Raw genomic sequence first — 17,469 nt, 5'->3', positions numbered from 1 at the left:
ATCGTCACGCTCCAGCAGCCGAATGCCTCCTGCGTCCTATCCCGGCCGCCCAGTCAGCGCAATTTTTCGAGGTGCCCTATAGAAAAAAGCCTAGGCACTGACTTTAGGTTGGCCAGCCCTGACCCTGTCACAGGTCAACTTCCTAGAACACTCACTTCTCAGCCGATAACAGAAAGAAGTAGGGCGGTGCCGAGCGTACCTGCATCAGTCCGAACAGGCGGCTTTCGTCAATCCGGCGGAAGTGGTCGATGATGGGCTGGCGGCCGTAAATTATCGCGGTGGCGAGGCAGCCGCGAAACTTGACCTGTGCAAGGCTTGCCGCAGGCCCATGCGCGCAGAGCCCAGCGGAAGATAGCAAAAGCTTTCGCCGGGAGGCTCCGCGCCAGGCGGGGCCAGCGCAGGACCAAAGACAGGGGCATATGCTTGGGGTGAAGCGAGACGCCCGGAGGGCAGATCAGCCGGTCTACGCGCTCCTTGCTCTCGACGCGCCTTCCTTGCCGACCCAGGCTCTCGAGGAGGTCGTCGAGTTGGTGGCCGGTTGGCAATTCCATGCCCTGCCACGCGCCCAGCAATTCGTCGGGCTCCACAGCCAACAGGCTGTGGAAGCAGACGAGGGCACTCTCTCTCTCGAGAGGCCGTTCAGGCGCCTTTGACGGACCCAGTTCGGCTCCTCATCGGGGGTGTGGGTCTTCATAACCTTCGCTTGAGGCGTCATGGGATGGAAAGCAGCGGCAAGCTCTCTGGGGATGTCTTCGGATGACCCCACATAGCGGGCCGAGTAGTGGAAACCGGTGACACGATGGGCGCCAGCGCGGAGCTTGCCAAGGGGCATTTCTCTGGCCGGAAACTGCGATGCATTGCTCGTCTGGGGCGCCGTTGCGAATGGCGACTTTGGCGATCTCCAGCCATGGACCGGCGGCGTGGCCCAACTCATCCACGACAGTCCGTTTGACGTTGACGCGCAGCCTTTCCGGTAGCGCAAAGGCGCCGCAGGGAATGCCGCTGTGGTCGAATGCCACCCCCTCGACGGCAAGATCATTCTCGGCCGGCACCAGGCCGTCGTCAATCGCACGAGGGGGAAAGTCGCGGCGGCGGAAACCCTAGCGCGCGGTGAACTCGGCAGCGGCCGAGATGCGTCGGCCATCGAATTCCTGAACGGAAAGCCGGAAGTCGACGGACGTTTCGTTCAGGAGGTTCCAGGTGAAGGCGCCGATCCGATTTTCAGTCCAGGAAATGAACTTCTCCGGTCCGATGATCGTGAGGGGACATGGCCGGTTGAGGGCTGGCGGAGCAGGGAGTCAAAGCCCGCGACGTGATCCATGTGCGCGTGTGAGACAAAGGCGTGGCTTAGGCCGTGTCTCGGAAGTGGTGAAAATTGGACGGTGGCGTGATCTCCGGGTGAACTGACACCCACCTAACCGGCGGCGGCAACCGCCAAGGAGAGTGAGGGCCGCAAGCCGCCACCGGTCCGAGGCGCGGCCCGAACGCCATGAAGCAAAGTATCGACAGCCCGTCCTTTTCGCTACTGCCCGACGCAAGCGGGTATGATCCGATCGACGATCGTCTTCGGGCGCATGTCTGTGCCACCATTGAGGCCATGTTCGAAGAGGAACTGGCCGACGTTCTCGGTCGGATTCGTTACGGCCGCGGCAACAAGCGGGCCAAGGGCTACCGCCAGGGGCACCGCGATCGGCACATTCGGCACCGAGACGGTGCGGGTTCCTCGTGCCCGGGTCGAGAGCGAGGTCGGCAAGATCACCGAATGGCGCTCAAAGGCGCTGGCCCGCTACCGGCAGCAATATCTCGGCGCTGGCGGCGATCGGCGTGCGGCGCGACGGGCAAAAGGTGCTCCTCTCGATCAGGAACATGGGCGGCGAAAGCACGGCTGCCTGGGGCAGCTTCCTCGCCGATCTGGACGCGCGGGGCTTGCCGCGGCCCGAATTCGTGATCGTTGACGGCGCCCCGGCCTTGAAGCCGCGCTTGTGGCGCTCTGGGGGGAGGATCTGGCCATTCAGCACTGCACGGTTCATAAGCACCGCGACCTGCTCGGCCATGCCCCCAAGCGCCTTCATGACGAGTTGAGCGAAGACAAACCGCGCCATGATCTACACCGACAGCGCCGCCGAGATCGAGAAGCGTCGCAAGGCCCTCCTCCGCAAATGAAAGCTGAAGTGCCGGGCCGTAGCCGACAGCCTTGAGGAAGCAGGTGACCGGCTCTTGTTAAAGAGTCCTCGTTGGTAGATCTGCAACCAAGTCAAGTAGAAGTTGAAAACTCGGGTCCGACAGTCTGCTCTTCAAGGAAGCGATATGTGCTGGACCACGCTACACCAAGACGCTTTGCAACGATCCAAGCTCGGTTGGCCCGAGCCTAGAGGAACACGGCCAAGCCCAGGATGATCGGAAGCGAGACCAGGGAAGCGAGACTGACAGGAAGGCTGAGCCCCTTCAATGCGCCGCGGACGGACAGTCCCATCAGGGTTGCCATCAACCAGAAACTGTTGCTGGTGACGTGAACCAGGAAGAGCGCGCCCGACCCGGCGGACAGGGCGATCAGGACCGGCGAAACGGAAAGCGTATCGGCCACTGGTGCCAGAAGCGCGGCAGCGGTGATCGCTGAGGCCGAAACGGATCCGATGGCGATATGAAGCACGGCCGCCACGACCCAGACAAGAACCAGAGGCGCCGATGCATCGGCAGAGAAGTATCCGGACAGAATGTCGCCCAGGTCCGTCATGCCGACAACGGCCGAAAGCGACCCTGCGACGCCCGTCAGAAGCAGGATCTGTCCGCTTTCCGCGAAGGCGCTTGCCATCGCCTCGCGGCGCACGTCGGCAGACAAGTGCGAGCGGGCAATCAGAAGCGCGACGATCATGCCGAGGAACAGCGCAAAGGTCGAATTTCCGACGGCTGCCAGAATGCCGCTTGCCCATTCCATGGCCCGGTTGATCGCGCCAAGCGCTATCATGACAACGGGGATCAGAACCGGGAGCAGAGAGATGGTCAGCGGGATGTCCGGCCGCGTGGGACCTTCGTCGTCATGCTCACTGTAGGCTGCTTCGTCCAGCGCCGGATCCCAGACACCCCGTGCAGCCAGCCGCGCCATCAGGAACACGGTGATCAGTCCGGTCGGGATCGCGACGATCAACCCATAGAGCAGCATGGTGCCCAGATCGACATCCAGCATGGCGGCAAGCGCAAGCGCACCAACTCCGGGAACGACAAGCGTCAGCGCCAGGTAAATGCCGACCGACGTGGCGGCTGCCATCACGGGCGTCCCCTCTGGTCCCATCCGCGCTGCGATCCGACGCGCCAGGGGCGTCGCCATCAACAGCAGGACATCCGTGTAGATGGCCGGGAAAACGGTGGTGATGACAGTCGTAAGGGCATAGGGGATGCGATTGGGTGCTATCCGGCGTGTCAACAGATCGACAACACGGTGGAACGCCCCCATGCGTTGCATCAACCCGCCGATCATGACGCCGAAGGCGATCAGAAGGCCGATCTTGCCCATCAGATCGCCGAAGCCGCCCGTGATCGCGTCCACCGTCGGTCCGAACCCCAGGCCCGAACTGAGACCGAGATACATTGGCCCGATAAGCAGGGCGATGAAGGGGTGCATCTTCGCGAAGATCACAAGAAGCACGACAAGAATGATCGCGAACATCGCGTTCGCGAGAACAAAGAGTTCAGTCACGTTTCCTCCTCCCAAGGAACGTCAGGGATGCCGTTCAGACGGCTAAGGGGCAGGCCGGGGTGCGGGATGCAGGTCCTGAACCAGGCCCGCCTTGGCAAGCTGCCCCGGGACATCGTGGCCGACAATGGCGGGCAGTTGCCGCGCGATGGCCAGAAGGCCGCGCAGATCGATGCCGGTATCGACACCCATCTCGCTGAACATCGCGGCCGTATCCTCGGTCGCGATGTTGCCGGACGCGCCAGGCGCGAAGGGACATCCGCCCAATCCGCCTAGGGCCGCATCAAAGCGCCTTGCGCCCGCCCGCCAGGCAGCCAGGACATTGGCGAGACCAAGCCCCCGGGTGTTGTGCAGGTGGATGGTCAGGGCCTTGGGCCCCGCAAGCGCCAGGACATCGCGCACCAGTTCCTCGATCTGGCGGGGATTGGCCATGCCCGTCGTGTCCGCCAGCGTGATGCCGGTGCAGCCCATTTCAAGATAGCTTTGCACCAAACCCAATACGTCGGAAACCTGTTGCGGGCCTTCGAAGGGACAGCCGAACGCCGTTGCGATGGTGCCGTTCAGCATCTTGCCTGCGCCAAGCGTCATCTCGGCGATGGCGCGAAACCCTTCCAGGCTTTGCTGCGGTGTCATGCGCATGTTGGCCAGGTTGTGGGTCTTGCTGACCGACAGAACCATGTTCAGTTCGTCTGCATCGGCCGCCAAGGCGCGTTCGGCGCCTTTGGCATTCGGAACAAGGGCTGCATAGATGACGCCCTCATGCCGCCGGATGCCCCTGAACACCTCGGCCGCGTCGGCAAGGGCCGGGACCGCCCTGGGCGAGACGAAGCTTGACACTTCGATCCGGGTCAGGCCAGCGGCAGCCAAGTCATCCACAAGGCGGATTCTCTGCTCTGTCGGGACAAAGCGCTGTTCCATCTGCAAGCCGTCACGCGCACAAACATCCTGGAGGATCACGTCCGGCATGGCTCAGCCCTTCTTCATGATGGCTGCGATCCTGTCCGGCGAATATCCGATGTCGCCAAGCACAGCCTGCGTGTCCTGACCCAGACCCTGGCCGACCCACTGCATGCTTCCCGGCGTCGCGGAAAGCTTCGGCACGATGCCTGGCAAGGTCAGGGTCGTTCCATCGGGCAGTGCGGCAGGCAGCAGCATGTCCCGGGCAAGATAGTGCGGATCGTTGACGATATCGGCCGCAGAATAGATGCGTCCTGCCGGAACCTCGGCGTCCTGAAGGACCGCCAGCACCTCGTCGATATTCCGGGTGGACGTCCAGCCGAGAATGGCTGCATCAAGTTCGGCATTGCGCGCCACACGTCCGTCATTGCTGGCAAGTGCGGGGTCGTCTGCCAGATCCTGCCGTCCAATGGCCGTCATCAGGCGGCGGAAGATGGCGTCGCTGTTCCCCGCGATCACCGCATAGGCACCATCGCGCGTCTGGTAGGTGTTCGACGGGCTGATGCCGGGCAGCGCACCGCCGGTTCGTTCCCGGACCAGTCCGAACATCGCGTATTCAGGGACCAGGCTTTCCATCACGTTGAAGACGCTTTCCACCAGCGACACGTCCACGACCTGTCCGCCGCCCTTGCCCGAACGTACATGCAGAAGGGCTATCAAGGCGCCGATCACCCCATGAAGCGACGCCAGCGTGTCGCCCAGGCTTACACCGACCCGGGCAGGCGGCGAGTCGGGAGATCCCGTGGTATAGCGGATACCGCCCATGGCCTCGCCGATGGCGCCGAAGCCGGGACGATCATGGTAGGGGCCGTCCTGTCCATAGCCCGAGATCCGCACCAGGACCAGATTGGGGTTCAGTGCCTGCAGAGTGTCCCAGCCAAGACCAAGCTTTTCCAGCCCGCCGGGACGAAGGTTCTCGATCACGACATCGGCAGAGGCCGCCAGATCACGCGCCGCTTCAAGGCCCAAGGGCGACTTCAGATCCAAGGCAACCGAGCGCTTGTTGCGCGCTTGCAAATACCACCAGAGCGAGGTTCCCTTGTGCAGCTTGCGCCACTTGCGCAGCGGGTCGCCCGAACCTGGTTGCTCGACCTTGATGACCTCGGCCCCGAATTCCGCAAAAAGTCGCGCTGCAAACGGTGCTGCGATCAACGTGCCGATTTCCAAGACGCGAATGCCTTGCAATGGTCCTGACATGGTATCCTCCTGCTCCGAGCAGGTTGGCTACACAAATGTCAGCCGCCGATCCATGCGTCATGCGTGAAGCTGCCTTCGCGTCTTGCGAAGGCTAGCTCGTGCCAAGCGCTCGATAAAGGTGTCTTGCCGCAGCAGACAGGCGAGCGTCAGGACGGTGCACAAGCATCAGGTCGCGGCGCGCCCACGGGTCCGCCAAGGGCTCGCAGTGCAGGTTCATGGAAGGTCCAATGATGTCGAAAACCGGAGCAGGAATTAGGGCAATTCCCAGGCCCGCCTGAACCGTGCGGCACACCGCATCAAAGCCCGGCACATGGATCCGGCAGCGCAGCGTCAGCCCTTCTTCCTGAGCCGCACGCTGCGAGCGCATGAAGATCGAGCTGTCGGCATGCAATCCGATCTGGTCGTAGCCCAGGCTGTCACGGAAGCTGATCGGTCCCTGACCTGCAAGCGGATGATCGCTTCGCATTGCCAGGACAAGGTCATCGCGCTTGTAGGGTCTGCCGACCAGGCCATTCAGCTCGGCATGGGCAGAGCAGATGCCCAGTTCGGCTTCGCTCATTGCCACGCCCCGGACGACTTCGATGCTTGGCCGTTCCTGAAGATCGATCCGCAGGTCGGGATGCGTCAGGAAGAATCCCTCAAGGTCCTCGGGAAGATAGGCGACGATTGCCGACAGGTTTGCAAGCAGCTTGACATGCCCGCGCACGCCCGCGCCGAAGTCGGCCATGTCGGCGGCCATGTCATGGGCATGGGACAGGACGCGACGGGCGTGATGGATCAGTGTCTCGCCTGCCGCGGTCAGGTGCATCCCGCGGGGGGATCTGTCGAACAGCGGAACCCCCACGTCGGCCTCGAGATCGGCAAGCCGCTTGCTCGCGGCGGAAAGGGCTATGGCCTCGCGTTCGGCCGCGCGTGTCAGAACACGCTCCTCGGCGACGGCGACGAAAATGCGCAGCGTCGTCAGGCTGAACCTATCTACGGCAATTCGGGGCGACATGGCGCGACTTCAACAGCTATCTTCGGCTTGATCTATGCGCATGCCCCAGCAGGAATTTCGAGAAGAAAATGGGGTCTCCTTGCTGGCGCGCATTCCTGGGAAAGCACGTTGCAAGGTCTGAAGCGGCAATGGATCAGCCATTATTCCGAACCGGTCATCCTGTCTTCCCGCTGGCCCAAGCATAGCGAAGGCTTGCCTTTCGCAAACGCGGGCTTGAAGCCCGGCAGGACACATCCCGTAGAGGCCGGGTTCTGGCACGCTTCGGGGCGGGCTCCCCTTGCATGGCGGAGAGTTACCGGGCCTGGCGAAGGATCGCCCTGCCGCCCCAAGCCTGCGGGCACCTGGTGTTGCACTAAAGGCAACGCCTTGTTCCATCAATCAACCTGTCCCTAGCGTCGAACACCCTCAATAATTAAGGGAAAAGCCTGATACCGACAGGAGGATGCGAATGTCCCACTCCCGAGCCTTGGGCGCGGATAAACTTGCACTGCACGGCATCGTGCTGGCCATAGTCGTCATTGCCGAGGCGATCGGCGTCCTGCGCATTCCGATCGGGATCGCCGCCGTCGTGTTGCTGCCGATGCTTTATGCCTTTGCCATGGGCATCGCCATCAACCCGAACATCACCCGCGCCACGGCACGCGTCCTGACGCCGAATGTTCAGAAGTTCGCAGGCGCAATGATCACCATCGCGATCACGCCGTTCGTGGCCAAGTTCGGGACGACCGTCGGTCCTCAGATCGAGGCCATCATCGAGGCAGGTCCTGCTCTGATCCTGCAGGAAATCGGAAACCTCGGCACCATCGTCGTTGCCTTTCCCGTGGCAGTCTATCTTCTTGGCATGGGCCGTGAGACAGTCGGGGCGGTCTATTCCATCGACCGTGAGCCTAATCTGGCCCTGATCGCTGAGAAATACGGCCTGGACTCGCCCGAAGGCGCGGGCGTCATGGGCGTCTATGCGACCGGAACCCTGATCGGCACCTTCATTTTCGCCATCATGCCAACGCTGATCCACGGGATGGGCGTGTTTGATATCCGTGCCTTGGCGATGTCCTGCGGCGTGGGGTCGGGTTCGATGCTGGCGGCATGCACCGGTGCCCTGACCACGGCGGTGCCCGACCAAACGGATCTGATCCTTGGCTTGGCGGGCGCGTCCAACGTCCTGACCTATGCAACCGGGCTTTATGTCGGGCTGTTCATTGCGCTTCCGCTTACCCAATGGCTGTACCGCAAGGCGCGGCCGGAACTCTACTGAGGGGATAATCATGGCTAACGTTGAAAACCTGACCCTCGAGATCGAGACGATTGATGAGCGCAAGGTCAATATCGGGGAAACAGCAGCCCTTCTGCTTGTGGCCTGCGCCATCGGCACCATGGCCAACTATGTCGCCACGGGCGTGGGCGCCCTTGAGGCTTTCCCGGGCATGGCAATCCTGTTCCTCTGTTCGGTTGCAGGCCTCATCATGGCGCGCTTCGTGCCGCTGGCACTTCCCTCGGTCGCGTGGGTTTCATTGTTCGCGATCGTGATCACCATTCCCGGGGTCCCCGGCTCGGCATGGGTTGTTGAACAGGCAGGAAAGATCAACTTCCTGTCGCTGGCAACGCCTGCGCTGGCTTATGGCGGGCTGGCCCTTTCGGCAAAGGAATTTGCCATTGCGCGAAAATCCGGCTGGAAGATCGTCATCGTCGCCATCTGCGTGATGCTTGGCACCTATCTCGGTTCCGTCGTGATTGCCGACCTGACGCTGCGGGTCTTCTCGTGATCCCGGCCTCTCATCTTGCCGAGGCCGTCGAATGGCGGCGGCGCATCCACATGAACCCTGAACTTGCGTTCGAGGAACATGATACAGCCGCCTTCATAGCCGGGAAACTGGGGGAATGGGGCTATGAGGTGGCGACCGGGATCGGGCGCACCGGGATTGTCGGTTCTCTGACGAAAGGCGCGGGCAACCGCGCCATCGGCATTCGGGCCGACATGGACGCGCTGCCGATCCTCGAGAGTTCCGGTGCCGATTGGTGTTCGCAACGACCGGGCCGCGCGCATTCCTGCGGCCATGACGGGCATGTCGCGGTCGCCCTCGCTGCGGCGCGCGTTCTGGCGGATACGCCCTTCGATGGCACGTTGCGCTTCATCTTCCAGCCCGCCGAGGAAAACGAGGGCGGTGGACGAGAGATGGTCGCGGACGGCCTTTTTACGCGGTTTCCGGTCGATGCCATCTATGCGATGCACAACTGGCCAGGTCTGCCGGTGGGGACGCTGGTCGCCCGCGACCGGGAGATGATGGCCGCCTTCGCCACCTTTGAAATCGAGTTGACCGGCAAGGGTGCGCATGGCGCCATGCCGCACGAGGGCGCCGACACCCTTCTGGCCGCTTCGCATATCGTCACCGCCTTGCAGTCCATCACGTCGCGAAACGTCAGCCCCCTGCGCAGTTCGGTCGTGTCGGTTACGCAGGTGCATGGCGGGGATGCCTGGAACGTCCTGCCGGAAACAGCCGTTGTTCGCGGAACGACACGGTGGTTCGATCCCGAAGTCGGAGATCTTCTGGAAGCACGCATGAACGCGATCGTGGCCGCCGTTGCCACGGGGTTCGATTGTGCCGCGGACCTGCGATACCAGCGCCGCTATCCCTCGACGCTGAATACGCCCGGGAATGCAGCCCTGCTGCGCGGCCTGGGCGCCGAGGCGGGGCTGGAGATCGTGGATACCGATCCCAGCATGGCGGCCGAGGATTTCGCCTTCATGCTGGAGCATGCGCCAGGGTGCTATTTCTGGCTGGGTGCCGCGAGGGAGGGCGCCAATCCTGGCCTTCATTCGCCCCGGTTCGACTTCAACGACGCCATTCTTGGACCGGCCGCGGCGTTCTGGGTCAGGCTGGCGCAAGCCGAACTGGGCGGTGCTTGACACCTTTGTCTGCGGACCGCCATCGTGACGCGATGATGATTTTCGATCGTCGCGACATTCGCGTCTATATGGCGGTCCACCGCCATGGTTCGATCAGGGCTGCAGCGGACCAACTGGGCGTCGCGCCTTCTGCCGTGTCCCGTCAGGTGGCCGATATGGAAAGCCAGATCGGCGTGGCGCTGCTGGAGCGCAGTTCTCGGGGCGTGAACCTGACCGATGCCGGGCGGCTGGTGCTGGAGCACATGCGCCATGTGGTCGAGGAGGCCGATTACCTGAACGAGCAGCTTTCGGAACTTCGCGGCATCCAGCAACGGAATGTCCGCATCCACTGCGGCGAAGGATTCCTGGCCGATTTCATGCAGAACGGGCTTGGAGGGATCGGAAGTCCAGGCTTTCAGGTTTGCTACGAGCTTCTGGTGGGATCGACCGACGCCGTCGTCACGGCGTTGGCCAATGGCGAAAGCGACATCGGCATCGCCTATAATCCACCTGCAACGGGTGCTGTCCGAAGCATTGCGTCTGCGCGACACCCGCTGTGCGTGCTGATGCCGTCAGAGCACCCCCTGGCCACGAAGACCACGGTGCGGCTGGCAGATTGCGCACCATATCCGGTGGCACTCTTGCCAAAGGGGCACGGCACGACCGATCTCTTGATGCGCGTTGCGTCCGACAGCGGGATTGCCTTGTCACCGCTGCTCATGACGACATCGATCGACGCGCTGAGGCGCTTCGTGAAGGCAGGTCTGGGGCTGGCGTTCCTCCCCCGAACCTCGGTCGCCGTCGAGGATCAGGTCGAGTTGCGCGAGTTGGCGGATGCAGCCTTGTCTGGCGCATCGGCCCATCTGCTGGTTCGGGCACGCCGCCGGCTTCCTGCTTCTGTGGACCGCCTGGCTCGGCATCTGGAAAGTACGATGGCCAGCTTTGTTCCGCGTTGCTGAACGGGCAACGCGACGTTCCCCAGATCGCTCCTAGCACCACGCGATCCTCTGGATGATCCTCGACGGATCAAGAGGAAGGAAAAACATGACGAAGGACTTGACGGTCGGCGTCGTAGGACTTGGCGCAATGGGCCTTGGCATGGCCGCATCTTCCGCCCGCGCCGGCTTCCGCACGCTGGGGTTTGATCTGGCCCCTGAACCCGCCGAAACGGCACGCGGGGCAGGGGTGGAGCCGGTGCCAACGCTGGAGGATGCCTTCGCGGCGGACCGGATCGTCTTCTCGCTGCCGACCGCCCGGGACGTGGCCGATGTGATCAAAAGGATGGCTGCCCTGCTTCAGCAGCGCGATCGCGTTGTCATCATCGACACCTCTACTTCGGAACCGCAGGTGACGCGGGATTTGGCACAACGTCTGGCCGCGATGGGGCACGGCTTTCTGGACGCTCCGGTTTCGGGCGGGCCTGCCGGGGCAGCCAATGGGGCGCTCACCATGATGATCGGCGGCACCGCCAAGGATTTGGCGGATGCGCAGCCGGTGATCGAAGCACTCTCGTCCAAGGCGATCCATGTCGGCGAAAGCGGTGCGGGTAATGTGGCCAAGCTGGTGAACAACCTTCTCTGCGCGGCTCATATGATCACGACGGCAGAAGGCCTGCGTCTGGCCGAGGCCGCGGGCATATCCGCCGAGTCTGCGCTTGACGTGCTGAATGCCGCCTCAGGGCGATCGATGGTTTCCGAGGTGCATTTTCCAACCTGGGTGATGAATGAAGGCTTCGATAGCGGCTTCACCATGGCGCTGATGCAGAAGGACGTCAGGCTGGCCCGGAAGCTTGCAGAAGACACCGGAACGAAAATGCCGCTGACGGAAAAAGCCGCGCGATTGTGGGCAGAGGCTTCTTATGCCGCCACGGACGATTTCACCCGCATGGGCGATTTTCGGAACAAGGGATGATCCTATGCTGACCATCAGCGCCGAGGCCCAGGCGGCCCGCATTCTTGAACTCTATCAAAGCGTCTTCCCAGGTGCCGGGATCGGCAGCTTCATCGACGGTGAGATCGTCAGGGGATCCGGCTCGGGCTTGGACCTGACGGACCCGGCGTCAGGCCAGGTTTTCGCCAGCTTCGCCGATGCGGGTGCAAGCGAGATCGATGCCGCAATGATCGCCGCCGACCGGGCGCAGCGAGAGTGGATGGCCATGCCGGCTGCGGCGCGCGGGCGTGTCATGTGGGCAATCGCAGCCCAGATCCGCGCCCACGCCCCGCTCATCGCAGAGATCGAGAGCCGTTCGGCGGGACGTCCGATCCGCGACATCCGTGGCGAGGCGCTGCGCGTCGCGGAAATGTTCGAATACTATGCGGGCTGGTGCGACAAGATCTACGGCAACACGATCCCTGTGCCGTCGAGCCATTTCAACTACACCCGGCAAGAGCCGGTGGGGGTGGTGATGCAGATCACGCCCTGGAACGCCCCGCTCTTTACCGGTGGCTGGCAGATCGCCCCGGCAATCTGTGCCGGCAACGGCGTGGTCATCAAGCCATCCGAACTGACGCCGCTTTCGACACTGATCCTGGGCAAGATGTGCGAGCTTGGCGGTGCGCCGCGTGGACTGGTCAACGTCATTGCGGGGGGCGGACTGACGGCAGGGCAGGCAGGCGTGACCCATCCAAGGACGGGGCTGGTGGCGTTTGTCGGCTCTGCGCGGGCAGGTTCGGCCATTGCAGCCGCGGCAGCCAGGAACACCGTGCCCTGTGTGCTGGAGCTTGGGGGGAAATCGGCCAACATCATCTTCCCGGATGCCGATATCGACCGGGCCATTGTCGGCGCCCAGGCTGCCATCTTCGCGGGCGCGGGCCAAAGCTGCGTCGCGGGCTCGCGGCTGCTGGTCCACAGCTCGATCCGTGACCGGTTTGTCGATGCTTATGCCGATGCCGCACACCGTATCGCCATCGGGCATCCCTTTGACGAAGCCACGCATGTCGGCCCGATCAACAACCTGCGCCAATGGGAGAAGATCGGACAGATGGTCGAGGCTGGCGTGGCCGAAGGCGCCCGCATCGCCGCAGGCGGCGCCCGGCCTGACGCTCTTGAGGGCACGGGCGGCTTCTACTATGCGCCGACGATCCTGGACGGCGTGAAGCCCGGCATGTCGGTTGCACAAGAGGAGATTTTTGGCCCTGTCGTCTCCGTGCTCACCTTCGAGAGCGAGGAAGAGGCCGCCCTGCTTGCCAATGATAACCCTTACGGGCTGGCAGGCGCTGTGTGGACGGCGGATGTGGGGCGGGCTCACCGCATGGCAGGAGCCGTTCGGGCAGGCACGTTCTGGATCAACTCCTATAAGACGATCAATGTCTGCTCTCCATTCGGCGGCTTCGGGCGCTCCGGCTATGGTCGATCATCGGGCCAGGAGGCGTTGATGACCTATACGCAGACGAAAAGCGTCTGGGTGGAGACGGCAAGCAATCCTCCGGTCACCTTCGGATACGCGCCAGGCTGAGGTGAGGGCAGAAGCGGTCCGATCCTGTTGGGACCGCTTCTGATCGCCAGCGAGTCTGGTGTCTAAAGTCAACATGCATGACCGTCCCATTGACTGCGGCTGACGAACTGTTGGATGGCGGGTTGCTCTGCTCGCCGGCCAGGGCTCGCGTCAGGGAATGGCTCATCCAGAGCCATACGACACAGCCCCGTTCGACACCGGGCAACCCTGCACCCGCGCCGCAGGCCATCCCTTTGTTGTCGAGAACGCGCCGTCTCCTCGTTGGTGCCTGGCTTGGCACCAGCGTCATGCACCAAGATAGAAGCCGGACCCCGGATAGGGGTAGGACACGGCCAGTTGCGCGATGTCGCTCCCGTCCTGCGGTTCGGCCAGGGTCAGACCGGAAGCTGCCTCGATCAGCGGGTGGCAGGTCAAAGGCTGCCCGTGAACCATGATCAGCCGGTCGATTTCACCTGGGCGTTCAATTAGGCACTGCGCCAGCCCGATACCGGCTATCCCCGTGGTGGGTGCCGCATCCAGAGCAACAATGCGCTGGTGGGTATCGATGTCAGAAGGCTGGGCACGGGACTGAAAAGACGCCCTGTCCTTGGAAAAGGTAAACCCGAAGTTCTGTGTGCCCGCCACGAGTGTGCTCCGGGTGAGTGACCTCAGCCTCATGTCGCCAGCAGAAGCCGAGGCCAGATTGCACGCCGTCTGCAAACCAGAAACAAGACTGCGTAACGAGTTCAGCCTCCGGCATGACGGGCGCTGTTCAAGCCATCCGTTAAGACATTTTAAATAAATAATTGTACCATAACAGTTTCCCGCAGAAGAACGTGTCGAAACATTGAACATACCGGTGAACCAAGGCCTTAAAAGCTGGTTTCAGTGCTCTCTCTGCGACCCAAGGTTGTTCCGTCAACATCACTGTTAAACTTCAGATATACCTTTCAAAGAAATAACTTGCCAAAACTGCAAGGGAATTGGCGAGCATGCATGTATAATACCTGATTAATATGTTTGGACTCCCTGCGGCACCGCATCTGTAGCTGATGACCGGCAAGGAAGCTGGCACGCTGGCTTCACATGTGCTTCGACTGCGTGGAAGCGCCAGGTTTCCTGCGCGACGAGCGATTCCTAGGCGCGCCGTGCTCCCTTGACCAAGCCGGCTGTTTGAGGGCAATCTTGCCCTGTTGCCGAGCGATTGTTTTTTTGGGGCGTGACAGGAACCTGTCCAAGAGGTTGTGGTTACACGTTGCGCCGCTCCGGCGCTGCGTGTCCTGCTGCAAGGAACGCCCTCCCCCCGTTTCTGTTGCCTCCTTTGCCGAGAAATAAATGAAAACTTTCAGTTCATCTTATCCAGTTCATTGCTGCATCCGCAGCAAATTATTGCCAAATCATTAATCGAAGCCTCTAATCGGGGATATGTTACGGAGGGAGCAAGCTCATGGGTCATGACCCTGCCTACAAGCAACTGCTGACATTGATAAACGCTCGTGGTCAGCAATGGCTGCGCAACCGGATCGAGCTTTTTCCCATGCTACCTGCTCCGGATCATCCTCATCTGACGGGCTTGGCGGAAATTGCCGTTGCCGCACATATCTGTTCGGGCCTCCGCGGCACGCCTGCGCCGCTGCAAACATTTATCCGCAGCCGGTTTACACCGGATTTCGTTGGATGTTTCCTTGACGCCTTCCAGCACGGCTCTCATCCGGGTGACGGGCGCGGCACCCCGCTGTTCCGGCTTTTGCCGCATGATGAACGGGCACAGATCCGCTTGCCCCAAATGGCGTCCTTGGCGGAACGGCTGGCCCTTTCCGATGGGTCCGACCCGAGGCTTCTGGCAGAGGCCGAGGCATTCTTGCGTGCACCCGTTCCGGCCGAACGGCTGACGGAGCGCGACGTCGATACCTACGCCTGTGTGCTGATGCTGTGCTATCGCTTCGGTGCCGAGCGCCCGCGCTTTGCGGATGCCCGAACCTACGGGGATGCCTTCGCGAACTGCCTGCGCTTCGCCGAGTGGGCAGAGCGGAAGGGCCGGCTGATGCCCTTGGCGCAAATGTGCTATTGCCTGTGCCTGATCGACCCGGATCATGATGTGGCTCCGATGCTGGGCGACATCATTGCCAGCCAGCGGCCGGACGGATCGTTCCCGGACAGGATCGGCTTTGGCACTGCCGACCAGGGCGAGGCGGCACTGCGTCCGACCCTTGCCACCCTTGTCGCACTGCACATGGCCGTGCATCGGCGCTGGCAGCACCCGCGACCTAGCGTGCCGCTGGCGGCCTAGGGTTAGGACTTCGGCAACAGGGCCGTCCCAGTCAATTGCCTTCTGGCGCAAGACAGCGACCCGCGGTGAGGCAGAGTGCAGAAGCTTGGCACTTTCCGTCGCTGTCTTGGGCGTGCCTTTGTCTAAGATCACTCCGTGTGCATGCTTCGGTGCGCGGTCGGCGCAACGGCCGCCAACATGATGCTGGTTCAATGCAGTTCCGACGTGCCCGTCTCGCTGGCGGGCCCGATGTGGTCCGACGACAGTCCTGACCGACAGCATCGGAACCGCGTCCCTGGAGGACCTCGAAGGCCTGCGACTAGGCAGGCACCGGTAGATAGATCTCGCGGTCAGGCTGTATGGGGCACCCGGATTTCGGACCGGAAGCTGGTGCCATCATCCACACCCGATGCAGGATCACGCTGATACCTCGTACAAGGCAACTATCGTCCGCTTGGCCCCGCGGCGCGGCAACCTGCACCGCCTAGCTTCTCAGCTATTTCGATCGCCTCCGGTGAATCATGACGGTGGCAGCCATGGCATAATGCCCCGCGCGGGCTCACATCGCCGGCCTTGGTGATCCCGCCCGAGACATCGCGCTCACCCGACTGGTTACGTGAGGGTGTCAAACCCACCCAAGGCCCGACCTTCTTCGAAAATGTGAAGTGGGCGGGATCATCGACAGCTGACCGGTAAGTCAGCGCCACAACCGCGCGATCCTGGGCATCGACATCAGGCGATGACAGACAGGGTCTTCATGGGCGAGTTGTCGAACACGGCGTTCCAGCCCTGCCAATTCTTGCCGAAGAGACACCCGCGCCCGGAGCATTGGTTCTGTCGCATCCTCCAACATTGGATTGCCTGCAGCCAATTCCCGGATGCGGTGTTCGACCCGGCCACGGGAGCTCGCGCCAACCTTCAGCCCAAAGTTCTGCAGCAGACCCCGCAGGGAGAGTTCCAGAGCGATGAAGTCCTGCTGCATAGCCTCGCGAGCGCCTAGCAAGGCGCGATCTTCTTGGGTCGAGACCGATTTGCAGTAAACTGCCCGGAATCAGCCGAGATGAAGCTGAGGGGCGATACCCTCAGGCAGTGTCCCTGGACCATGTGCTGAGACACTGCCTCGCTGGCCACCTGAGCCTCCCTGACGATCCGCCCATGTTCGGTGATCGCGCAGATCGCGATCTTCTCCAACGCTACGTCGAATCCGACAAACAGCCTCATCTCCTAGTCCCCCTTCTGGATTTGTTACGGCCTTGCTGCCCGTTCTCCCGTCTACGTTGAAACGCAATGGGCATCTACGTCCACAGTCGGGTTCTCACCGACATCTTGTGCGGATGGACAGTGGCCTCGCCCATCAATGTCTGAAGAGGCTCTCTCGTGGTCGAGACGCTCGAACGCATCCGCCTGGGCTTGCCCTTCGCCCGGACGGCCTTGGATGCGGACAATGGCGGCGAGTTCGTCAACGAAGAGCTGATCGACTATTGCCTTGGCCATGGAAGTGAACTCACCCGCTCGCGTCCCTACCGCAAGAACGATCAAGCGTGGATCAAGCACATGCCGAGGCGGTGCTGAAGCAGGCCCCCCTTTGGCGGGCATCTGTTTGTCTTCCAGAGTCGGCGAGGAGATCTGGTGAAGGTCATCTGGTGGGATGGGCAAGGTGCGTGCGTCGCCATTGTCGCTCCGACCAATGTCGCTCCAATAGCAACACATGAAGCGGCTGGAGAAGGGCCGGTTGGTCAGGCCCGCGGCCTAAGGAGGGCAAGATAGCTCGCACCCCTGCGCAGTTTTCTGGAAGGGATCGACTGGCGGGCGCCAGAAATAACCTGGCAGCCGCTGGCGGCAGGATAATCCGCAGGACCTGCGATCAAAGGATTCCCACAAGGTGTCCTGCCGGATCAGCTGTCTGCATGCTGGATCAGGCCGTAACGTGCGCGCACCACGGTGATCCGACCACACATTCCATGAACATCCGACCGGCCATTCCACGACCATCCGACCACCCGCTCCAGCCGCATCCGACCAGGCTGATCTGAGCGGACGC

18 protein-coding genes and 2 pseudogenes are annotated in these 17,469 nt (G+C 62.3%); 12 read left to right on the top strand and 8 right to left on the bottom strand.

Annotation, left to right across the window (positions count from 1 at the left end; all coding sequences use genetic code 11):
* Window positions 1–151: 151 nt before the first annotated feature.
* The gene (locus OU682_RS24405) at window positions 152–358 is read right to left on the bottom strand and encodes a DUF4334 domain-containing protein (protein ID WP_371832292.1); all 207 of its coding nucleotides are present in this window, start codon (window positions 356–358) and stop codon (window positions 152–154) included.
* A 100-nt stretch (window positions 359–458) separates the two neighbouring features.
* A pseudogene (locus tag OU682_RS24400) lies at window positions 459–593 on the bottom strand (GXWXG domain-containing protein); the annotation flags it as partial.
* A gap of 411 nt (window positions 594–1,004) precedes the next feature.
* Here OU682_RS24400 and OU682_RS21090 point away from each other — a divergent pair.
* Both OU682_RS21090 and OU682_RS24500 read left to right on the top strand, forming a co-directional pair.
* Window positions 1,005–1,316, top strand: coding sequence for a hypothetical protein (locus OU682_RS21090; protein WP_268944181.1), 312 nt, complete (start codon window positions 1,005–1,007; stop codon window positions 1,314–1,316).
* A gap of 173 nt (window positions 1,317–1,489) precedes the next feature.
* Window positions 1,490–2,160: pseudogene (locus OU682_RS24500) on the top strand (transposase); the annotation flags it as partial.
* Between the two features lie 208 nt (window positions 2,161–2,368).
* On the opposite strand, the gene OU682_RS21080 reads toward OU682_RS24500, so the two are convergent.
* The 4 genes from OU682_RS21080 to OU682_RS21065 all read right to left on the bottom strand — a co-directional run bounded on the left by OU682_RS21080 (window position 2,369) and on the right by OU682_RS21065 (window position 6,842).
* Window positions 2,369–3,694: a GntP family permease gene (locus OU682_RS21080; RefSeq protein WP_268944180.1), complete on the bottom strand. Its 1,326-nt coding sequence runs from the start codon at window positions 3,692–3,694 to the stop codon at window positions 2,369–2,371.
* A gap of 42 nt (window positions 3,695–3,736) precedes the next feature.
* On the bottom strand, window positions 3,737–4,657 hold the full coding sequence (locus OU682_RS21075; RefSeq protein ID WP_268944179.1) for a hydroxymethylglutaryl-CoA lyase: 921 nt from the start codon (window positions 4,655–4,657) through the stop codon (window positions 3,737–3,739).
* A gap of 3 nt (window positions 4,658–4,660) precedes the next feature.
* Window positions 4,661–5,845 carry a CaiB/BaiF CoA transferase family protein gene (locus OU682_RS21070; protein ID WP_268944178.1) on the bottom strand — a complete coding sequence of 395 codons (1,185 nt, stop codon included), beginning with the start codon at window positions 5,843–5,845 and terminating at the stop codon, window positions 4,661–4,663.
* Between the two features lie 91 nt (window positions 5,846–5,936).
* Window positions 5,937–6,842, bottom strand: coding sequence for a LysR family transcriptional regulator (locus OU682_RS21065; RefSeq protein ID WP_268944177.1), 906 nt, complete (start codon window positions 6,840–6,842; stop codon window positions 5,937–5,939).
* A 448-nt stretch (window positions 6,843–7,290) separates the two neighbouring features.
* Between OU682_RS21065 and OU682_RS21060 the strand changes: the two genes are divergently transcribed.
* The 6 genes from OU682_RS21060 to OU682_RS21035 are packed head-to-tail and all read left to right on the top strand — an operon-like array spanning window position 7,291 to window position 13,180.
* Complete coding sequence (locus tag OU682_RS21060; protein ID WP_268944176.1) at window positions 7,291–8,097, top strand: DUF3100 domain-containing protein; 807 nt, start codon at window positions 7,291–7,293, stop codon at window positions 8,095–8,097.
* Window positions 8,098–8,107: 10 nt separating this feature from the next.
* Window positions 8,108–8,605: a hypothetical protein gene (locus tag OU682_RS21055; RefSeq protein ID WP_268944175.1), complete on the top strand. Its 498-nt coding sequence runs from the start codon at window positions 8,108–8,110 to the stop codon at window positions 8,603–8,605.
* Entirely contained in the window at window positions 8,602–9,747 is a 1,146-nt protein-coding gene (locus tag OU682_RS21050; RefSeq protein ID WP_268944174.1) for a M20 aminoacylase family protein, read from the top strand. The genes OU682_RS21055 and OU682_RS21050 overlap by 4 nt, the downstream gene beginning before the upstream one ends.
* A 35-nt stretch (window positions 9,748–9,782) precedes the next feature.
* Entirely contained in the window at window positions 9,783–10,685 is a 903-nt protein-coding gene (locus OU682_RS21045; RefSeq protein ID WP_268944173.1) for a LysR family transcriptional regulator, read from the top strand.
* 52 nt (window positions 10,686–10,737) lie between these two features.
* Window positions 10,738–11,637 carry an NAD(P)-dependent oxidoreductase gene (locus tag OU682_RS21040; protein ID WP_268944172.1) on the top strand — a complete coding sequence of 300 codons (900 nt, stop codon included), beginning with the start codon at window positions 10,738–10,740 and terminating at the stop codon, window positions 11,635–11,637.
* A gap of 4 nt (window positions 11,638–11,641) precedes the next feature.
* Window positions 11,642–13,180, top strand: a complete 1,539-nt coding sequence (locus tag OU682_RS21035; RefSeq protein ID WP_268944171.1) for an aldehyde dehydrogenase family protein — start codon at window positions 11,642–11,644, stop codon at window positions 13,178–13,180.
* 285 nt (window positions 13,181–13,465) lie between these two features.
* Here OU682_RS21035 and OU682_RS21030 read toward each other — a convergent pair whose 3' ends face one another.
* A complete protein-coding gene (locus OU682_RS21030; RefSeq protein WP_268944170.1) occupies window positions 13,466–13,804 on the bottom strand; it encodes a hypothetical protein in 339 nt (112 codons plus the stop codon).
* A gap of 802 nt (window positions 13,805–14,606) precedes the next feature.
* Here OU682_RS21030 and OU682_RS21025 point away from each other — a divergent pair.
* A complete protein-coding gene (locus OU682_RS21025) occupies window positions 14,607–15,449 on the top strand; it encodes a hypothetical protein (protein WP_268944169.1) in 843 nt (280 codons plus the stop codon).
* A gap of 422 nt (window positions 15,450–15,871) precedes the next feature.
* Here OU682_RS21025 and OU682_RS21020 read toward each other — a convergent pair whose 3' ends face one another.
* Entirely contained in the window at window positions 15,872–16,135 is a 264-nt protein-coding gene (locus tag OU682_RS21020) for a transposase (protein ID WP_268944168.1), read from the bottom strand.
* Window positions 16,136–16,185: 50 nt separating this feature from the next.
* Here OU682_RS21020 and OU682_RS21015 point away from each other — a divergent pair, with 50 nt between their 5' ends.
* From OU682_RS21015 to tnpB, 3 genes are all read left to right on the top strand, one after another.
* Window positions 16,186–16,428, top strand: a complete 243-nt coding sequence (locus tag OU682_RS21015) for a hypothetical protein (protein ID WP_268944167.1) — start codon at window positions 16,186–16,188, stop codon at window positions 16,426–16,428.
* A gap of 377 nt (window positions 16,429–16,805) precedes the next feature.
* Window positions 16,806–17,000: a hypothetical protein gene (locus OU682_RS21010; RefSeq protein WP_268944166.1), complete on the top strand. Its 195-nt coding sequence runs from the start codon at window positions 16,806–16,808 to the stop codon at window positions 16,998–17,000.
* Between the two features lie 24 nt (window positions 17,001–17,024).
* Entirely contained in the window at window positions 17,025–17,195 is a 171-nt protein-coding gene (tnpB, locus tag OU682_RS24385; protein WP_268944182.1) for an IS66 family insertion sequence element accessory protein TnpB, read from the top strand.
* Window positions 17,196–17,469 lie beyond the last annotated feature (274 nt).

It is taken from the genome of Paracoccus benzoatiresistens (assembly GCF_026913015.1).
In the GTDB taxonomy this organism is placed as follows: Bacteria; Pseudomonadota; Alphaproteobacteria; order Rhodobacterales; family Rhodobacteraceae; genus Paracoccus; species Paracoccus benzoatiresistens.
The sequence above is the reverse complement of the archived record's forward strand: the minus strand, read 5'-3'. Positions and strand labels throughout refer to the sequence as shown.